This window comes from Mesorhizobium sp. M0296, assembly GCF_040321675.1.
Lineage (GTDB): Bacteria > Pseudomonadota > Alphaproteobacteria > Rhizobiales > Rhizobiaceae > Mesorhizobium.
In genome coordinates this window covers 1-17,731 of sequence record NZ_JAMYRZ010000033.1, presented here as the reverse complement: position 1 = coordinate 17,731, position 17,731 = coordinate 1, and the positions used below count along the sequence as shown (strand labels likewise).

Sequence of the window (17,731 nt, the reverse complement as noted above, 5' to 3'; positions counted from 1 at the left end):
CATCCAGATGATCTTTTGCCGATCGCTCAATTTCCTGCTCCTGATCGATTCAGAGCCTTCCTATCGCGAGTTCCTTGCAAACGCAAAAAGCCCCGCGTCCCGTGCAGATAACACCAGCTGATCCGCCCTAGTCGTCTGCGATCGAGCTTGCAATGATGGTATTCGACGTAATCCGGGACCTCCGGAACGTCAAATGGACAAGCTGCTTGCGATTGCCGGCTGTCAATATGTAGAGTTTGGAAACTTGCGTTCCGTTTCTGTCCTCGCCGATTGTTTCGGCATCCGTCCGGGCGAAGAAACGCTCCTCGAATGCCGCGCGGTCGACATCGAATAGCTTTATGGAGCAAGTTTGCACGGACTTGCCATTCAAGTGGCTTTTGTCACCGCGATCATGGTTTTGGCCGGGAGGTCGTCACCGGTCGCCTCCCAGCCCTGGAAGGCGCCTACGTCACCGACGGAGGCAAGTGCTGCGTCGCCGGACAACGGAGTCCATCCGCGTCTCCTGGCCGCAGGACGGTTCGTTCGAAGTCAGGTCCATGGGCAAGACAAATACCGTGAAAAGCTTCCAACGCCAGATCGACATTATCGGCTCGCACCAGCGGCGATCTCAGGCATATAGCAGCGAGCGCCGGGATAAAGAGGGGCTTCGACATCAGCACACCGCAGGCCAGAGCAATCCGCAGGGTCAAAAAATGGACCCTCTGGCACGTTAGTCAAGCAAGCGTTGGCGCCCGCGTGACTCCATTTCAGCTACTTAACCGGGATCATGAGATGTGCGTAGGGCGTGCCCCGCCACATCACATAGGGCTTGGATGTGTCAGGCTTGGGGTCGGCCGGATAGCCCGCCATCATATCCATGGCGTTGACGATCATCACATGCGGACCGGTCTCTATCCAATTGTTGCCTTCCTCGGGCTTCGTCGCATAGGGATCGGTGTTGCTGCCATCGGTACCGCCAGACAGCATGTACATGAAACCCACCTTGCCTTTGGGCGGTTCCTTCTTTTCCATCCATGCCATCGCCCATTCCATCGAGTTGGCATCGCCGCACATTGGGTCCGGGCCGGGCGTGGCCGGGTTGTCCGGCATGCACCAGAAGCCGTTCTTGCCCTCGCGCAGGGTGCGCATGGCGCCCTTTTCATCCGCGGCGTAGACCGCAGCGCCGCTTGCCACGGCAGGGGGTGCAGCGGATTCAGCGCTCTTGATCATCGCAGCGTCGTCGGCGGCTGCGCCTTGCATCGTAACCAAACTGCCCGCCGCCAAAAGGGCAGCGACCGTCAGAAGCCGTTTCATGGCCGTTCTCCGGTTTGAGTTGATCTTGTGCATGATGTCGGACGCACGGATTTCCAGAGCCGTTTGTCGGTGATCAAACACTAGCAGATTACATGTCTCCGGACAATTTATGTTTTAGCGCGCCTTCTAATGTCTTTGCTGTGGGCGTGCTATTAAACGGGGGCCTTCAAATCGGTCACGAAACTCTTGAGGGTTCACTAACCAGATGGTGCTGTTCAGCGAGTGGCCAAATTTGCGCGGTTTTCCCAGCAACCTTGCTTGCGTCGTCAAATCGCCACCTGCCCTAACGCTAGATTAGCCCGCGCATCGTCAGTTCAGCCTTCAGATAGGCATAATAGATCGGCGCGGCGACAAGACCCGGCATACCGAACCAGGCTTCCATGAAAACCATCGCCAGAAGAAGCTCCCAGGCACGCGCATTGATCCGCGAACCGATGATCTTGGCGTTTACGAAGTATTCGAGCTTGTGAATGATGATGAGAAAAGCAAGCGAGCCGAGCGCTGCAAGGAAGGAGATGCTGAGGCTGACAACCACGATCACCGTGTTGGAGATCAGATTGCCGATGACCGGCAGAAGGCCGGCGACGAAAGTCAGCGCTATCATTGTCCTGATGAATGGCAGATCGATGCCGAAGGACGGCAGAACAGCGACGAGATAGACCGCCGTCAGAAACGTATTCAACGCCGAAATCCGGATTTGCGAGAACACGATGTTGCGAAAGGCCTTGCTCAGAATGTTGACACGATCCGCCAGCGCGACCGCCAGTGGGCCGGGCTCGCGCGATGGCGCCGCCGAGCTCACCGCGATCAAGCCGCCGATCACCATGCCGACGACAATGTGGACCACCAGGACGCCAACATCCCGCCCAACAAGTTGAAGCTGGCCGGCATGTTCGCGGAGCCACCGGGCCGCGAAGACTTCCAGTTCCTCGATGTTCGACGGAAAATAGGCCATCGCCCAGGATGGGAGATGGACGCGCGCGGTATCGATGATCTCGGCCATCTTCTTGAGGAGCGTCACGACGTTCTCCGAACCGCCAGTCAATTGCGACATGCCGCTAAAGATAGCGGCGGCTACCAGGAGAGTGAAGATCAATGCCACCAAGGTCAGCGCAAGGCTTTTCGTCAGGCTGTTGGAGACGCCGATTCGATGGAGCATCGGTGCGGCGAAATGAACGATGTTGAACACGAGAAGGCCCGAAAGCAGTGCCGGAAGCAGTCCGAGTTCGAGAACGGCGACGAGCGCTATAAGCGCAAGCAGGCACGACGCGAGATAGAACCAAGAGAAAGTCAGCACTTTTCACCTGCAGAAGCAGCCAAGTCCTCTCCGGGTTTCATTAGCTTTGATACCCGGTGATGCGCAAGCGAACACGCGTTCAACACGTGTGTAAGGCTAACCGCCTCGCAGATCCCATGCTTGCGCGCCAGGTCGCCCGTTTTTGCCCCGCCTCATGCTCACGCAGGACCGCGATGATCAGCTCTTCCGTAAACCGCATTCTCTTCATCAGTCCGCCCTTCAATCGAGGCCGGACTCTACTCTCAGATGGAGGAAATTGCCCGTGGCAGGTCAGCCGCTCGAGGATGTTTATGCCGTTGGCAAGAATGATCCTCTTCGTGGTGAACGCCGAAGTTCATTCCGCCGCGAAGACCATCAGATCCTCGAAGGGGAACTCGACATAGTATTGGCCGGACGGAAGGGCGTCCCGGGAATAGGTCCGGATGGTCAGGTCATTGCTTTCGAAAATGACTTCATGCCGATCGCCAAGGAAAAGGCTCTCGACGCAGGTCATGGCGATACGTCCAGGGCCGTCCTCCCCGGACCACGTCACCCGCTCAAGCCGGACGAGTGCGGTGACTTTGGCGCCGACGGTCAGCTCCTGCTGGGCACTGCCCACAAGATGGATGCCGTTGGCGACAATTTCCGCACGGTTGCCGTTGATGGCGGTGACCACGCTGTCAAGGCGATTGCTGGCACCCATGAACTCTGCTGCAAACAGGCTCTTCGGCTTGTTGTAGATTTGCTTGGGTGTTCCGTCCTGTTCGATCTGGCCGCCGTTGAGCAGCAGGATGCGGTCGGCGAGCGCCATCGCTTCCACCTGATCATGGGTGACGCACAGCGCCGATAGCCCGAGATTGGTGATGAGGCGGCGCAGCCAGATCCGCGCTTCTTCGCGTAGCTTGGCGTCCAGATTTGAGAGCGGCTCATCGAGCAGAATCACCTTCGGCTCGTAGACCAGCGCACGGGCCAACGCCACGCGCTGCTGCTGTCCGCCGGAGAGCTGATGCGGATAGCGCTCGCCCAGTTTGCCGAGGCCGATGCTGTCCAAAGCCTTCTGGACGCGGCTCGCAACATCTGCCTGGGACACTTTGCGCAGCTTCAGGGGATAACCCACATTCTCTGACACCGTCCGATGCGGCCACAGCGCATAGGACTGGAATACCAGCCCGAGACCGCGCGTTTCCGGCGCCAGATTGATGTTCTGCCCGGCATCGAAAAGCGGCTTGTCACCGAGCAGTATCTTGCCGCTGTTGGGTGTCTCCAGACCGGCGACCGCTCGCAAGAGCGTCGTCTTGCCGGACCCGGACGCGCCGAGCAAGGCGACGATCTGACCCGGTTCGACCGAGAAGGACACACCTTTCAGGATTTCAAGGTTGCCGTAACTGAGGCGCAGGCCGTCTATGATGATGTCAGTCATTGAGGCGGACTCCAAAGCGCATCGCGAGGGCAAGACCGGTCACGATGATGACGGTGTTGATGACGGCGAGAGCCGAGACCAGATCGATCGCGCCGGTGCCCCAAAGGGAAACCATGAGCGAGCCGATCACTTCGGTTCCCGGTCCGAGCAGATAGACGCCCGTCGAATATTCACGGGCGAAGATCAGGAAGATCAACAGCCAGGCCGAGAACATGCCGCCGCGGATGAGCGGCAGGGTGATGTCCCTGGCAACCTGGCCCTCGCTGGCACCAACTGACCGGCCGGCTTCCTCGAGCTCCTTGCCGATCTGCAGGAGCGTCCCGGAAATCAGCCGCATGCCATAGGCGAACCAGACAATGGTATAGGCGAGCCATACCGAGATCATCGTGGCGCGCAGGGGTGCGATCGGCTGGAAGAACAGAAATATCCACAGCATGGCGAGGCCAGCCACAATGCCCGGCATCGCCCGCGGTATCATGGCCACGTAGTCGACGACTTTGGTCAGGGGTGCGCTCGAGCGATGACCGGCGAGTGCCACGGCAGTATAGGCCGCGATCGAAGCCGCGCCGCCGACCACCGCGACGCCGACCGTGTTGACAATGGCGCTGACGACATTCGGATAGTCAGCGAGATCGCGATAGTGATCCAACGTCAGCACCTGGAAGATATTCACCCCGACGCCCCAGCTTGTCACCAGTGAACGAATTGCGACGCCGCCCACCGGTATGATCACGGTGGCCGCGAACCAGGCCACCACAAGCGCGAAGGCCGGCCAGCGAAGAGCGCCCAGCCGGATGGGGTTGTGCCGACTGCCCTTGCCTTTGACGGACACATAGCGGCTGGCGTTGCGCAGCATGTAGCGCTGCAGCACCACCAGCGGCAGCGCGATCATGATGATCGCCACCACCACTACGGCCATCAACTGGTAGGAAGGAACACCGAGCTTGTTGGTGAGCTTGTAGAGATAGGTGGCGAGAACCAGCACGCCTTCCGGATCGCCAAGCACCAGCGGCAGGCCGAAAAGTTCGAAACCGAGGAAGAACACCAGAACCGCCGCATAGAGCACCACCGGCATCACCATGGGCAGCGACACACTGGCGGCGACGCGCCAAGGGCCAGCGCCGGCGGTGCGTGCCGCCTCTTCGAGGTCGGCGCCAACGTTGCGGAGCGCCGCCGATGCATAGAGATAGACATGTGGGACATGGGTGAGCCCGGCAATGATCGCGATCGATGTCACCGAATAGACATTCCAGGGCACGTAGCCGATCATCGACTTGACCGCCAGCGAGACGAAGCCGACTGGTCCCAGTGTCATCACATAGCCGAAGGCCAGCACCACCGCCGACATGAAAACCGGGATCAGGATGATCGGCTCCAGCCAGCGCTTGCCCGGCACGTCGGTGCGCACGATGATGAACGCCAGCAGGATTCCCACCGGAACTGCGATCACCGTCATGCCCACCGCGAGCTTGAGCGAAGTCGTCAGCGCTAGCCAGAAATCCGCGTCCGCGAGGATGAAGCTGTAGGCGTTCAGCGACAGATGCGCGGTTTTCTGGAAGAAAGGCGCGGACAGAAAACTCTGATAAATGATCAGGGTGACCGGTGCCAGCACCACCAGGATGGCGAGGAGGTTGGTGCTGACACGAAAGACACGGAAGGGCATGATCGCCTCGAACAAAGCCGGGGGCCGTCCGCTAGCAAGAGCGCAAGCGCGCCGTTCCGATGATTCTCAATAGCAAGAAGGGTGAGAGAGCCGACTGTGGAGGCACTCCCGATCAAGCGATTACTCGCCCTTCATGGCTTTCTGCCACTCGTTGAGGAACGCCAGCCGTGTCGTCTCGTCGAGACCTTCGAGCAGCTCGTCGTCGAGCGCGATCGGGTGAACGTTTTCAGCGGCGGCGGCCTTTATGGACGCCAGCGTGGTTGCCCCTTCAACGTCATCACGAACGGCATAGAGCTTGATGTCGTCGGCGATCAGCTTCTGTGCGCGCGCCGACAGCAGATAGTCTACGAATAGCTTCGCAGCATTGGGATCCTGGGCTTCCGCCGGAATGACGGTGGCGCGGGTGGTCACCAGGACATAGTCCTTCGGGATTATCACACCGAGGTTCTCGTCCTTGGCCTGCTTGGCGAGGCCATATGAGCCGAAGATGCCATAGGCGATGGAATGTTCGCCAGACGTGACCTTCTCGATCATCGAGCCGGCGGAGCTGTAGAGCTTGATATGGGCCTTGCCAAAAGCCTTGTTAAGCGCCCAGGAATCGGTCCAGTTCTTGGCGTCCTGGTTGTAGAAATAGAAGCCGACACCGGATTTTTCCGGATCGTAGGACGCGATCTTGCCATCATATTCTGCGGTCTTCCCGGTCATCAGCTTGAGAAGATCGGCGTGGGTTGCGGGAACATCGCCTTCAGGCACGAGACGCTTGTTGTAGACGAAAGTCACCGGGTCGGCGGTGGTACCATAGACCATGTCCTTGTAGGACGCCCAGGCCGGAAGGTGGGCCGCCTCCACGGATTTGTATTCCTGCGCATAGCCGTCTGAGGCAAGTTTGATCTGCAGATCCGGAGCCGAAGACCATGCGACATCTGCCGTGCCTTGGCCCGAAGCGGTTTCGGCAATGACGCGATTGTAGAGTTCGGTGGAATTGAGGTCGGAATATTCGACGGCGATGCCGGGAAATGCTGCTTCGAAGTCCTTGAGCAAGGGCTGGACCAGCGCCGCATCGGTCGTCGAATAGATGCCTAGGTGTCCTTCCGCGGTGGCGGCGGCCACCAGATCCTTGTAGTTGTCCGGATACCCGGCGGGGATCTCGGCAGCGGCGGCAAGCGTCGCGAAAGCGGCTGACAGCGAAAACGCGGCCATCATCGTCGCAAGACGATTTTTCATTAGGGTCTCCTCCAAGTTCGCCTAAATCGTACTCCTCCAGGCACAAAGGCGAGTATCATCCTGACCTGTCACCAACCTGTCACGGCGATGTCGAGGTTTGCTCAGCCGACTAGGCCCGATGGGTCGTGATCAGATTGTCGACGACAGCCGGATCGACCACATCGACGTATTGCCGAATTTTTGAAATCTTGGGACGGCATCCTACGCGTTACGGTCGCTGGCCCTGCGCATCGATCATGGACTTGCTCCAATCCTCGATGAAGCGGCGGCGCAACGCCTCGTCCTGTACGGCAAGTAACGCAGGGCCGATGCGTATGGCGCGCGCGATACCAGACTCCCCAAGTTTTTCCGGGCCGTCCGCTCCCTCAGGCAATTGCCCGTTCTCGGCAAAAAAGAAGGCGCTATCCCTGGCAACCTTCTGTCCCCGGGCTGACAGAAGGTAGTCGAGAAATCGTTTGGCAACGTCCATATTCGGCGCCGTCTTCGGAATGAGCGCGCCACGACTGAGTATCAGCGCATAGTCCCGCGGGACAACGACCCTCAAGTCGGAATTGCCCCTGGCCGCCGCGTAGGCGTATGACCCGATCATATTGTAGCCTATATATAGGCTCCCGTTTGCAACGTCCTGAAGGGTCTCCTCGGTGCAACAACGCACCACAGTTTCCGCTCGGCTCATGCTTTCCAGAAGCCGACCGTAGACCGCCGTCGTCTGCCGCGCATCACTGAACGCCAATAGGTAGCCGATGCCCGAAAGTCGGATGTCGAACGTTCCGACCCGTCCGCGATAAAAATCGATCCGCCGCCTGAGAAGATCGGCGAGTTCGATGTGGGTGCGCGGTACGTCGCCGGACGGCACGAGGCGGGCGTTATAGACGAAGACGGCCGGTTCGTAGGTAAAGCCGAATACCTCGTCGCGCCAGTTTGCCCAATTGGCGACATGCGCGGTTTCGGCCGACACGTGCGGCGCCGCGCAGCCGTCATTGGCGAGCTTCACGAGTTGGTCGACCGACGGAGACAACAAGATGTCGCCCAGCACCGCGTCCGTCCGACAGGCTTCACTGGCACTCCTTTGCAAGTCGTTGGTGACATATTCAACATACTCGACTGCCACGTTGGGGAAAACGGACTGAAAATCCCGGATCAGTGGTTCCATAGCCGCCAGATCGGTCGCGGCGTGGATCGACAGTCGGTCCTTCTCCGGCTGAGACGAAGGGAAAAATGCGCTGCTTCCTTCAGCAGCTCTTGCCGCGTGACCGATGCATAGGAGGACGGCAGCCATCAAACCGAATGTCGGCAATGTTCCCGTTATCATCCGGTCTTCTCCGTGGCGATGGGCAACGTCAAGGTGACGGTGAACCCTTGCGTGCCCTTCCCGCCATCCTTGCTTGTCTCGCGAAAGGTCAGCGCGCCACCGTGAGCCGCCGCAACCTCCGACGCGATGGCGAAACCAAGACCTGCGCTGCCGTCATGAGATTTGGACGTTTCGAAGCGCTGCGTGACCCGCTCCCACTCGCCCGGCGGAATGCCCGGTCCGTCATCTTCGACCTCGAGATGGGCACGCGTACCGTCGCTGCGTACTCTGACCTCAAGGCGCGACACCACTCCATGACGCAAGGCATTGTCGATGATATTGACGATCGCTTCGCGAAGGCTGACGGCGTCCGCAAGCACGACCGGCTCGTCGTCAGGCGCCTCGAAGGAGACGATAATGTCCGGATCGATAGTTATCGGAACCGCCGCACGGAAAGCGCGCCGTGCGACATCTGCCAGACCGTGCGGCTGAAGCTGCACGGAATCGGCACGATGGATGACCATGGCGTGGCTGAGCAACTGGTTGGTCAGGCGCGCAAGTTCGCTGGCGCGCTGCTGTACGCGATCGAGATGCTGGCGGCTCGACTTGTCCAGCTTGGCTTGACTCAACAGATCGAGCTGCGCCGTTAGCGCTGTCAGCGGCGTTCTGATCTGGTGCGCCGCGTCGGCGATGAAGCGCTGCAGGAGTTTCACGCGCTCGTCGAGCCGACTCATGAAATAATTGATGGAAGTAACGAAGGGCCGCAATTCTCTCGGTACGACGACCGTTACCGGCGTCAGGTCTTGTGGATCGCGACGGCGGAGCGTCGCTCCGAGATGCTTGACCGGTTGCAGAGAATAGCGAATAGCAATCATCGCTCCAGCCAATGCCAATATGCTCATGACCGCCAGGAGGACGGTCGCCCTGAGAGTCAATTCACCCGCGAGCGCGCGGCGGGCTTCCGTGGTCTGCCCAACGATGACATGCGCCCAACCGGATACGGCTGGATCGGACAGTGCGCGCGCCACCACCGCAATCCGAACCGGTTCGCCGCGATAATGCGCCGATTCCAATACCGGGACATCGTGTATTGCGGCCAGATCAACTTCTGTTTGCAGATCGGCATAACCTGTCAGCGTCGCGCCGGAAGGGCCGATCACGCGATAGAAGATGCGATCGCGGCTGGCGAGGCCCAGAAGTTCAAAAGCTGATACCGGCAGGTTGATGATGAGCGAACCGGATTCAACCGTAAGGCTGTCTGCCATCTGGATGGCCGCACCAAGCAGAAGCCGGTCATAGGCGTCATCGGCGGCGGTACGTGCGTAATACGACGCCGCACTCACCAGAAGAGCCGCACCCAGGCCCAGCACCAGCGAGATGCGGACCGCCAGGCGCGTGAAAAGGGAAGGCTCAGCCGGTATCATCGGAAGCCAGCTGATATCCCACGCCCCGCACGGTAACGATCTGCGCCTTGGCGCCTTCCAGCTTCTTGCGCAGCCGCCCGACATAAAGTTCGATCGCGTTCTGATTGGCCGGCTCGTCAAACCCGAAAAGCTGATCGATAAGTTCATCTTTGCTGAAGACGCGGCCTGGCCGCGACGCCAGTATCTCAAGCAACGTCATCTCGCGTCGTTTCAATTGCACCTCGCGCCTGCCTACTCGCACTGAGCGGCTGCCGCGGTCGAGCACGACATCGCCACACTGTACGATGTTGGTCGCCTCGCCGCTTTTCCGCCGGAGCAGAACACGGGCGCGCGCTTCCAATTCCCGGAAATCGAACGGTTTGACCAGATAGTCGTCGGCGCCGAGATCAAGCGCGCCAACGCGGTCCTCTATCTCGGAACGGGCCGTCAACATCAGAACCGGGGTCGTATTCCTTGCCTGCCGGAGCCGTCGAACGATTTCGAACCCGTCGAGGCTGGGCAGCATGACGTCGAGGATGACGAGATCGTAGCAGGTGAAACCGAGGATTTCTGCGGCAGCACGGCCGTCCGTCTCCCAATCGACTGCGTGGCCGATCGTTTCGAAGCGGCGGCTGATAGCCTCGCCAACGTCGCGCGTGTCTTCGACGAGGAGAATTCGCATGCCGGAGCATTTGCACGGAAGCAGCCCCCTATCAAGCGTCACCTCTTTGCGGAGAGGCGCTTGACATCATCTGCAGATCACGCGTTTGGCTTCAGCCCTGTTACCGTCAGCAGTTCAAGCTGTCCAATCATTTGAGCTTTATCGACGGGCTGCGTGATGGCGTCTGCCTTCATGTTGATCTGCGCATCCACGCCAAGAACGGGGCGCGTCGGTACATGACCCGCGCTGCAAGCCACGGCTAGACCACGCATTTTGCCGCATTCAACGTATTCGACCGCACCGTGATCAGTCGCTAGTAGATGCACCACCATCGCCATCAGGGGATTATGTTTCTGGCGATCGTGATGCTGATAGCGATTGCGCAATGCCATCATTTGCGCTTCAGAGACGTATCCAATTGCGTCATTAAGAGGATTTCATGCCGACAGGCGATGGCAGTTTGAGCGACATTCTTGGAATCTTGTCGGTTCTCCTACTCGTGGCCGCAAACGGCTTCTTTGTCGCCGCCGAGTTTTCCCTGGTCGCCGTGCGCCGAAGCCGAGTTGCCGAACTCGCTGCGGCTGGGCGGCTGAACGCGGCAGCGCTCCAGCGGGCCGTCGACAATCTCGATGCCAATCTGGCGGCGACCCAGCTCGGCATCACCATTTCATCGCTTGCGCTCGGCTGGATCGGCGAACCTGCTCTCGCGCATCTCGTCGAGCCTCTCTTGATCGGGCTGCTGGGGTCGTTGGCGACTGCGGGCTCACACACTGTCGCCGTCGCGATCGCTTTCATCATCATCACCGCGCTTCACATCGTGCTTGGCGAGCTCGCACCAAAGAGTCTGGCGCTCCAGCGCAGCGAAGACACTGCGCTCTGGGTCGTGCGTCCGCTCGGTCTGTTCCTCTTTCTGCTCAGGCCGGCGATTCTAATGCTGAATGGTCTCGGCAACCTCGTTCTGCGACTCTGCGGCCTGCGCCCGGGAACCGGTGAGGATTCATTGCACTCGCCAGACGAGCTGAAGCTTCTGATCTCGGCCAGTCAGGAAGGCGGGCTGTTGCAGCAGGCGCAGCGGGAGATGGTCGAGCGGGTCTTCAATATCGGCGAGCGCCGCATCAGTGACATCATGACGCCTCGGCCGGATATCGACTGGATCGACGTGAATGATGACCGAACCGAGATTCTTCGTACGATCCGCGATTGCCGCCATGAGCAGCTCCTTGTCGGCAAGGGCGGTATCGATGAACTGCTCGGCATGGTTCTGAAGAAGGACATGCTCGACCAGGTTCTTGACGGGCAGGTTCTCGATCCGATGGCGATCATCCGTGAGCCGCTCGTCGTTCATGAATCAACGCCGATTTTCAAAGTGCTGGAGCAGTTCAGGAAGGCGCCCGTCCGCATAGCAATGGTCCTCGACGAGTACGGAAGTCTGGAAGGAATTGTTACCCAGACCGATTTGCTCGAAGCCATCGCCGGCGACCTGCCCAACATCGAAGGCGAAGAGCCGGATATCGTCGAGCGTGAAGACGGCTCCCTTCTCGTGGATGGTATGATGTCGGCCCAGGACGCGTTCGATCGCCTTGGTTTTCGAGCACGGCCAACTGAAGGCGACTTCCATACGATCGCAGGATTTGCGCTGTTTCGACTAGGGCATCTGCCTGAGGTCGGGGAACATTTTGAGTATGGCGGCTGGCACTTCAAGATCGTGGACATGGATGGCCGGCGGATCGACAAACTGCTCGCACGAAGGAACTCTCCCACGGGGCGGCAAGAAACATCGGAGGTAGATGGGCTCAGAACATAGGCCAATGAATAGGCGGCCATGGGCCTCGTCGAGGTCGCCAGTGCCCGCGAACCAACTGTATCCAACGTGACTGACAGTGATGCACCATCACCCGGTCGACGAAAGGCGAAAGCACCCGCACCACCCCCATGGCGTTGCCGGTCGCCTCGACAACGACCTCGTCCGTCCTGTTCAAGCTGCGGCCAAATCCCTCCAGTCCGGAGCGGGTCATGTCGACCCGTCCGTGATGGCGCAGCCGGCCATCTTCGCAGAAAACCACTTCCGCAAAGGTGCGGTGGATGTCCATTCCAATTACACGTCATTGGCCCCCTCTCTCCTTGAACAATCGGGAGCCGGCGGGCGACGCGACACCTACGGATCCGCGCTCTCGGCGCAACCGGGCAGGTCGCAGGGGCGGCCAGCTACTAACGCGAGCTTGCAGCTTATCGAATACAATCGGCCTGCCCGCACTTGGCGTGCTCCCGGCGCCGCTGTCCCGGATGGTCACACATAGGCTGAAAATCTCGCATCTCCAGCGGGGGATCAGATGGCACCGTCATGATCATACCGGTTGCCAACCCGATCGAGCGCCTCAACGGCGAGCTCAAGCGGCGCACCGAGGTCATCGGCATCTTCCCAAATGATGACGCCATCGTCCGTCTGGTCGGCGCGATCCTGCTCGAGCAGAACGATGAATGGGCCGTGCAGCGGGCGAGATACATTACGCTGGAAACCATCAGCCAAATGAGCGATGATCCGCTCATCAGCCTGCTGTGGCGCGCTGATCATTCCCGGCCCATGCCGGAAGCTGCGGCGACCAAGCCGTCAACTACACCACTCCCTGGGACACGATCCTGATGCGCTCACGCTTCAAGCCAAGACCGCAATCCAGATAGCGAGCCAATCATGAAATCCGAGACAGCAGCCACCGAAAGCGTTGAGCCGGCGCCTAAGGCTGTTCCATCGGGTTGGCGAGTGTTGATGACACGCGAACGTTGGACCGAAGTCGCTCGCATTATATTTACCGGCCTGATGGCCTTTCTGTACTGGCAACAGCTGATTCCCATTCAAGCTTTGTGGGGGGCGGTTGCCATCGGTTTGTATCCGCTTGTCAAGACCGGCGCCGTTGACCTCGTAAAAGAGCGCAAGATCCGTACCGAGATATTCGTCACCATCGCTACGGTGGTAGCGTTGATCGGAGGCGAGACCGTCGCCGGCGCGGTCCTCATGGTGATCATTCTGATCGCAGAGTTCATTGCCGATTTGAATATGGATCGTGCGCGAGCCTCAATCAAAGACCTGATCGGCTCGGTGCCCCAAGTTGCGCTTGTGCGGGACGCAGGTGGCGAACGCATGGTCACGATCGAGAATTTGCGCGCGGGCGACGTTGTCTTGGTGCGGGCCGGCGAGAAGATCCCGGTCGATGGCACCGTCGTCGGTGGAGCGGCTTCGGTCAACGAAGCATCGATCACTGGAGAGAGCATTCCCAAGGACAAGAGCGATGGCGCCGATGTCTTTGCCGGAACCATCGTCGAATCCGGCGCCCTCGACATCGAGACCGAGAAGGTTGGTGCCGACACCACCTTTGCCCGCATCATCAGTCTGGTCGAGAATGCCGAAGCGGAACAGGCACCCGTCCAGAAACTGGCGGATAAGGTCGCGTCATGGCTGATTCCGGTCGTGCTGATCTTCCTCGTTGCGGTTTATCTTTATACCCGCGACGTTCGGATGATCGTCACTCTGCTGATTTTCACATCGCCTGCCGAACTCGGATTGGCGACTCCTCTGGTGATTATCGCAGCCATTGCGCGAGCCGCACGCAGTGGAATTCTGGTCAAGGGGGGCGTCTATCTGGAGTCTTTGGCCAAGGTCGACGTCCTGGTGTTCGACAAGACAGGCACCCTGACGGCGAACAAGCCCGAGGTTGTCGGCGTGGAGATGCAGGACGGCACGCTTTCGGAAGCTGATCTGCTCAGCCTTGCCGCCGCCGCCGATCGGCGCTCCGCTCACCCCTTGGCGAAAGCGGTCGTCAACTATGCCGCCCGGATGAAAATCGATGTCCCGGAACCGGAGCAGTACGAGCAGTTGCAGGCGCGCGGTGTGAAGGCGACGGTCTCCGGACGCACCGTGCTGGTCGGGAATGCATCGTTGCTGCGCGAGGCCGGCGTGCCGCTTTCCGATGCGATCGAAAAGGGCGGACAGACGCCGGTTCACGTCGCGGTCGATGGGAAATTCGCGGGCGTGATTCTGATTGCCGACACATTGCGACCAGGTGCGCGCGAAGCGCTGGCAAAGCTCCGTGCGACCGGGGTCAAGCGCATGGTGATGGTGACGGGTGACAATGAGGCCACAGCGCGGACCATCGCCAAGGAACTCGGCGTGGATGAAGTGCGTGCCAATCTGATGCCGCAGGACAAGGTCGCCGCCATCGCCGAACTGCAAAAGCAGGGCCATCGCGTGGCGATGGTCGGCGACGGGATCAACGACGCGCCGGCGCTGGCACGCGCCGATGTCGGCATTGCGATGGGCGGCGGCGGCACGCAGGCGGCACTGGAAGCCGCCGACATTGCATTGATGAAGGATGATCTGGCAAAAATTGTCAGCGCGCGCGCAATTGCTCGACGTGCTTACCGGACAATTCAGGAAAAGATTTTTGTCGGTGTCGGTGTTGTGCACGTTTTGGGCATTACCGCAGCGCTGATGGGCTGGATCGGTCCTATCCAGGCAGCGATTTTGCACTTGGGGCCAGATGTCCTGGTGTTCCTGAATTCGGCAAAACTGCTGCGCGTTCGAATCCAAGATGTTTAGCGCATCTCTTTGGAGCCTAAGGCGCTTGCAGTTCTTTGGACGACAAACGCGTCCAATTCGCATCGTCCACGAAACCGGGCAACCGCAACCAGAGTACGCTTACTGCTGTGGCGCTGGTGGCGGTGTGCCCCCAAACCACCCAGCCGCATACCCGATCACAAACAGCACCACGATCACGGCTGCCACACCGTACCAGAGGCGCCTGTCCGTGAAATTCATCGTTACCTCCAAATATCGCGCTGCGCCTGACGACCCAGCGATTTCTTCGATCCTTTGGTCGTCGTTTTCGTGACGAGCGACCCATCTGATCCCCTGACAGAGTAGGCCAAGTATGGCTTCCAGAGAAGCGCGTAGGCCTGTCTGCGGTGCCAAAGCCGCCGGCTGCAAGCGGCTCGCGGAGGAGCGAGCATCTGGAGGACGCTGGGATCGACCCGAGCTCCATCGGCTTCTTGGCGAGCTCGATGAAGGCGACATCGTGGTTGTCCGGAAACCAGACCGACTGATGCGGTCACTCAAAGACCTGCTCCTTATCCTTGAGAAGATCGAGGCCGCCGGCGCCGGGTTCTGCCCACTGACCGAGGCAATCGGCACGACCACGACGGCAGGCCGCATGATGATGCTGATGCTCGGTTCCTTCGCCGAATTCGAGCGAGCCATCGTACGGGAACGCACCATGGCGGGGCTTCAAGTGGCCAGGAGCGCGGGCGAAAAGGTGGTCATCGCCCAAAACTCACGTCCGATCAGCGCTCCGAAATCATCGGCATGCTGAATGATGGTCCACCCGCGGCTGAGATTGCTCGCATCTTCCGAGTTCATAGGGCCACTGTGAGACGTATCGGCGCTCAGACGAACGCAGCGACGTACGCACCGGCCCTCCTCGGACGCGTACCCCCGGCCTGCAGTTATTGCTATTGTACCAGCTGCCTACGTGGTTGGTTCGGCGGAACACATCCTGGAGCAAAAGAATTCGAACCGAACTAGCCAAAGCGGTCATTCGATTCGTCCGATCGGATGACTGCTACTGGCGCACGTGGTCGGTTGGTGCGTTCAGACATCAGATTGCCTGATGAGGCTCGGGAAGGTCCGGCCGGGGTGGAAAACCGCCGTTCAGCGCCCTATGCGAGCACGAAATTCGGCAGTCGAATTGGTGCGTGGAAACGGTTCGGAAGGCAACTGTACATCGAGAAAGGCACAAAGCGGCTCCCACCCTTCGGAGACTTGATACGTGAGAAGGCGTTCAGGCGGCAGCGTTGATTTCACGGAAGCGTTATGTGCTTCATAGACAGCGATGGCGTGATCACGGTTATCAAATCGACCGCCAAAGACAGTGTTTCCAACCACCGCCACACCAAAGGACTGTGGATCATTGGTAGCAGCATCCATCGTGAGCCCTATTGTTTGCGCCATGCTGTCATACCAGGCTTCCGGGTCACGAACTGTCAGGATAACCTTTGCATGAGGGTAGTGGTCACTCACTTCGCGCCAAAAATGCGCCGTTGGCCAATCGACCGCGGAAAGATAGCCGGCATAAGCCGCATCCCAACTCGGGAGTTGTCCCTGACCAGCGGCGCGCCACAGCGTCTTCTGCTCGGGATTGGCGTGGACATCTGCCATGTGATGACACGGCCCGAACCCAAGATGCTCCAACGCGAGCTTCAGCGAATATGTGCCAGTGCGACCCAGGCCTGCACCAATGACATCTAGAGCCATGAGCACCCCCAAGGAGATTTCAATCGGTCAAAATACCGCTGTTTTCTTTAATTCGCTATTATCTTTGAAGGTCAGCTCCGAATCGCCTCAAGCCGTAGCGCGCGAAGGTCAGTATTGGAGAAGCGCCGGGAATGGTGGCTCCTGGCGCCGCTGTGGCGAAAGACGCGTGCATCGACACCACTATCCGCTGATGCAGCGCTTGCTCCGGTCGATGACGTGGATGCCTTTCAGGGATGGGAGACAACCGACGGCGAGTTTCCGCCGGGAACGTGATCGCGGTGACCAAAGCCATCTTGAACGGCAAGGCCGTGCAGACCTGCTCCATCAGGCTGCTCGACGTCGACCGCGCGACATTCGAGCAGCGTGGACACAAGCTGGCAAGGCAAGGGGTTAGGCGCCGCGCTGTTGCAAGACGCCGTTCTGCGCACCGCGTTACGCCGCGACGATCCTCGGGATTCGCGGCCTTCTTGTTCATGCCATATCGGACGAAGCGAAAGCCTTCTACGAGCACTACGGCTTTGCGGCTTTCCCGAAAAATCCGATGACCCTTGTGCTCTCGCTAAGGCGCGTTGAAAGAGCGGGCCGAAACGTCTTGTTGTGCACAAGTTGGTAATCGCCTCGTAATCAAGCAGCCGGAAACAGCTTCCAGCGCCGCGGCCTGAATGCCACCCGGCTTTTCTGCGCCGCCGGATGGTCGACGGGCAGCTCGATCTCGACCCGCTGGCGCTCGCCGCCGATTTCGAGTTCCACCCGCCTGGTATCGGCAACGCGGCGGCTGGCGGTGACCGTGCCGGCGATGCAGCCGTTGCATTCTTCCACCAGATCGACGTCGTGCGGGCGAAAGAACAGCGTCGCTGCGCCTTGCGGCGCCTGCGGCGCGGACAGCCCGATCGGGCGGTCAACGATCCAGACCTGGCCGTCCTCGACCTTGACCGGAAGCGAACTCGATTCGCCGATGAAGCCGTAGACGAAGGGCGAGTTCGGAGTGTCGTAGATTTCGTCGGCGGTGCCGACCTGCTCGATGCGGCCCTGGCTCATCACCACGACGCGGTCGGCAAGCTCCAGCGCCTCTTCCTGGTCATGGGTGACGAAGACCGTGGTGTGGCCGGTCGTATCGTGGATGTCGCGCAGCCAGCGGCGCAGTTCGCGGCGCACCTGCGCATCGAGCGCGCCGAACGGCTCGTCGAGCAAAAGCACGG

At 59.8% G+C, this 17,731-nt stretch carries 17 protein-coding genes and 3 pseudogenes; 8 read left to right on the top strand and 12 right to left on the bottom strand.

From position 1 onward, the window contains the following. Positions 1–193 precede the first annotated feature (193 nt). Both NKI97_RS26010 and NKI97_RS26005 read left to right on the top strand, forming a co-directional pair. Complete coding sequence (locus NKI97_RS26010) at positions 194–334, top strand: hypothetical protein (RefSeq protein ID WP_352837368.1); 141 nt, start codon at positions 194–196, stop codon at positions 332–334. 202 nt (positions 335–536) lie between these two features. Continuing rightward, a complete protein-coding gene (locus NKI97_RS26005) occupies positions 537–713 on the top strand; it encodes a hypothetical protein (RefSeq protein WP_352837365.1) in 177 nt (58 codons plus the stop codon). Positions 714–750: 37 nt separating this feature from the next. Here the strand turns inward: NKI97_RS26005 and NKI97_RS26000 are convergent, their stop codons facing one another. From NKI97_RS26000 to NKI97_RS25960, 9 genes are all read right to left on the bottom strand, one after another. Next, a complete protein-coding gene (locus NKI97_RS26000; protein WP_352837362.1) occupies positions 751–1,293 on the bottom strand; it encodes a hypothetical protein in 543 nt (180 codons plus the stop codon). Between the two features lie 289 nt (positions 1,294–1,582). Beyond that, entirely contained in the window at positions 1,583–2,590 is a 1,008-nt protein-coding gene (locus tag NKI97_RS25995; RefSeq protein ID WP_352837359.1) for an AI-2E family transporter, read from the bottom strand. A gap of 334 nt (positions 2,591–2,924) precedes the next feature. Then, positions 2,925–3,989, bottom strand: a complete 1,065-nt coding sequence (locus tag NKI97_RS25990) for an ABC transporter ATP-binding protein (protein ID WP_352837356.1) — start codon at positions 3,987–3,989, stop codon at positions 2,925–2,927. Continuing rightward, positions 3,982–5,652: an ABC transporter permease gene (locus NKI97_RS25985; protein WP_352837353.1), complete on the bottom strand. Its 1,671-nt coding sequence runs from the start codon at positions 5,650–5,652 to the stop codon at positions 3,982–3,984. The genes NKI97_RS25990 and NKI97_RS25985 overlap by 8 nt, the downstream gene beginning before the upstream one ends. 120 nt (positions 5,653–5,772) lie before the next feature. Then, positions 5,773–6,876 carry an ABC transporter substrate-binding protein gene (locus NKI97_RS25980; protein ID WP_352837350.1) on the bottom strand — a complete coding sequence of 368 codons (1,104 nt, stop codon included), beginning with the start codon at positions 6,874–6,876 and terminating at the stop codon, positions 5,773–5,775. Between the two features lie 208 nt (positions 6,877–7,084). Then, positions 7,085–8,188, bottom strand: coding sequence for an ABC transporter substrate-binding protein (locus NKI97_RS25975; protein WP_352837347.1), 1,104 nt, complete (start codon positions 8,186–8,188; stop codon positions 7,085–7,087). Continuing rightward, entirely contained in the window at positions 8,185–9,537 is a 1,353-nt protein-coding gene (locus NKI97_RS25970) for a sensor histidine kinase (RefSeq protein ID WP_352837345.1), read from the bottom strand. The genes NKI97_RS25975 and NKI97_RS25970 overlap by 4 nt, the downstream gene beginning before the upstream one ends. Before the next feature lie 40 nt (positions 9,538–9,577). Beyond that, positions 9,578–10,252: a response regulator transcription factor gene (locus NKI97_RS25965; RefSeq protein ID WP_352621860.1), complete on the bottom strand. Its 675-nt coding sequence runs from the start codon at positions 10,250–10,252 to the stop codon at positions 9,578–9,580. A 77-nt stretch (positions 10,253–10,329) separates the two neighbouring features. Continuing rightward, positions 10,330–10,626: a hypothetical protein gene (locus tag NKI97_RS25960; protein WP_352837342.1), complete on the bottom strand. Its 297-nt coding sequence runs from the start codon at positions 10,624–10,626 to the stop codon at positions 10,330–10,332. Between the two features lie 44 nt (positions 10,627–10,670). Here NKI97_RS25960 and NKI97_RS25955 point away from each other — a divergent pair, with 44 nt between their 5' ends. Beyond that, on the top strand, positions 10,671–12,035 hold the full coding sequence (locus NKI97_RS25955; RefSeq protein WP_352837339.1) for a hemolysin family protein: 1,365 nt from the start codon (positions 10,671–10,673) through the stop codon (positions 12,033–12,035). An 82-nt stretch (positions 12,036–12,117) separates the two neighbouring features. Here the strand turns inward: NKI97_RS25955 and NKI97_RS25950 are convergent. Then, positions 12,118–12,321 (bottom strand): annotated as a pseudogene (locus tag NKI97_RS25950) (IS110 family RNA-guided transposase); the annotation flags it as partial. Positions 12,322–12,590: 269 nt separating this feature from the next. Here NKI97_RS25950 and NKI97_RS25945 point away from each other — a divergent pair. The 4 genes and pseudogenes from NKI97_RS25945 to NKI97_RS25930 all read left to right on the top strand — a co-directional run. Continuing rightward, positions 12,591–12,785: pseudogene (locus NKI97_RS25945) on the top strand (transposase); the annotation flags it as partial. 135 nt (positions 12,786–12,920) lie between these two features. Then, positions 12,921–14,822 (top strand): heavy metal translocating P-type ATPase, encoded by a 1,902-nt coding sequence (locus NKI97_RS25940; protein ID WP_352837336.1) that lies wholly within the window; start codon positions 12,921–12,923, stop codon positions 14,820–14,822. A 331-nt stretch (positions 14,823–15,153) separates the two neighbouring features. Further along, positions 15,154–15,591: a recombinase family protein gene (locus NKI97_RS25935; RefSeq protein ID WP_352837333.1), complete on the top strand. Its 438-nt coding sequence runs from the start codon at positions 15,154–15,156 to the stop codon at positions 15,589–15,591. After that, positions 15,585–15,803 (top strand): hypothetical protein, encoded by a 219-nt coding sequence (locus NKI97_RS25930; protein WP_352837330.1) that lies wholly within the window; start codon positions 15,585–15,587, stop codon positions 15,801–15,803. Before NKI97_RS25935 ends, NKI97_RS25930 begins: the two co-directional genes overlap by 7 nt. A gap of 126 nt (positions 15,804–15,929) precedes the next feature. Here NKI97_RS25930 and NKI97_RS25925 read toward each other — a convergent pair whose 3' ends face one another. After that, positions 15,930–16,532 (bottom strand): sulfotransferase family protein, encoded by a 603-nt coding sequence (locus NKI97_RS25925; RefSeq protein ID WP_352837327.1) that lies wholly within the window; start codon positions 16,530–16,532, stop codon positions 15,930–15,932. 360 nt (positions 16,533–16,892) lie between these two features. Here NKI97_RS25925 and NKI97_RS25920 point away from each other — a divergent pair. Further along, positions 16,893–17,145: pseudogene (locus NKI97_RS25920) on the top strand (GNAT family N-acetyltransferase); the annotation flags it as partial. Positions 17,146–17,156: 11 nt separating this feature from the next. Here NKI97_RS25920 and NKI97_RS25915 read toward each other — a convergent pair. Next, on the bottom strand, positions 17,157–17,731 hold a 575-nt coding region (locus NKI97_RS25915), incomplete at its 5' end, for a sulfate/molybdate ABC transporter ATP-binding protein (protein ID WP_352837325.1).

What these genes read in the sequence shown, in the direction of transcription:
- NKI97_RS26000 (WP_352837362.1), bottom strand. Translation starts at nt 1,293, where the DNA reads ATGAAACGGCTTCTGACGGTCGCTGCCCTTTTGGCGGCGGGCAGTTTG.
- NKI97_RS26010 (WP_352837368.1), top strand. Translation starts at nt 194, where the DNA reads ATGGACAAGCTGCTTGCGATTGCCGGCTGTCAATATGTAGAGTTTGGA.
- NKI97_RS25975 (WP_352837347.1), bottom strand. Translation starts at nt 8,188, where the DNA reads ATGATAACGGGAACATTGCCGACATTCGGTTTGATGGCTGCCGTCCTC.
- NKI97_RS25990 (WP_352837356.1), bottom strand. Translation starts at nt 3,989, where the DNA reads ATGACTGACATCATCATAGACGGCCTGCGCCTCAGTTACGGCAACCTT.
- NKI97_RS25965 (WP_352621860.1), bottom strand. Translation starts at nt 10,252, where the DNA reads ATGCGAATTCTCCTCGTCGAAGACACGCGCGACGTTGGCGAGGCTATC.
- NKI97_RS25935 (WP_352837333.1), top strand. Translation starts at nt 15,154, where the DNA reads ATGGCTTCCAGAGAAGCGCGTAGGCCTGTCTGCGGTGCCAAAGCCGCC.
- NKI97_RS26005 (WP_352837365.1), top strand. Translation starts at nt 537, where the DNA reads ATGGGCAAGACAAATACCGTGAAAAGCTTCCAACGCCAGATCGACATT.
- NKI97_RS25960 (WP_352837342.1), bottom strand. Translation starts at nt 10,626, where the DNA reads ATGATGGCATTGCGCAATCGCTATCAGCATCACGATCGCCAGAAACAT.
- NKI97_RS25925 (WP_352837327.1), bottom strand. Translation starts at nt 16,532, where the DNA reads ATGGCTCTAGATGTCATTGGTGCAGGCCTGGGTCGCACTGGCACATAT.
- NKI97_RS25985 (WP_352837353.1), bottom strand. Translation starts at nt 5,652, where the DNA reads ATGCCCTTCCGTGTCTTTCGTGTCAGCACCAACCTCCTCGCCATCCTG.
- NKI97_RS25940 (WP_352837336.1), top strand. Translation starts at nt 12,921, where the DNA reads ATGAAATCCGAGACAGCAGCCACCGAAAGCGTTGAGCCGGCGCCTAAG.
- NKI97_RS25930 (WP_352837330.1), top strand. Translation starts at nt 15,585, where the DNA reads ATGCTGAATGATGGTCCACCCGCGGCTGAGATTGCTCGCATCTTCCGA.
- NKI97_RS25980 (WP_352837350.1), bottom strand. Translation starts at nt 6,876, where the DNA reads ATGAAAAATCGTCTTGCGACGATGATGGCCGCGTTTTCGCTGTCAGCC.
- NKI97_RS25955 (WP_352837339.1), top strand. Translation starts at nt 10,671, where the DNA reads ATGCCGACAGGCGATGGCAGTTTGAGCGACATTCTTGGAATCTTGTCG.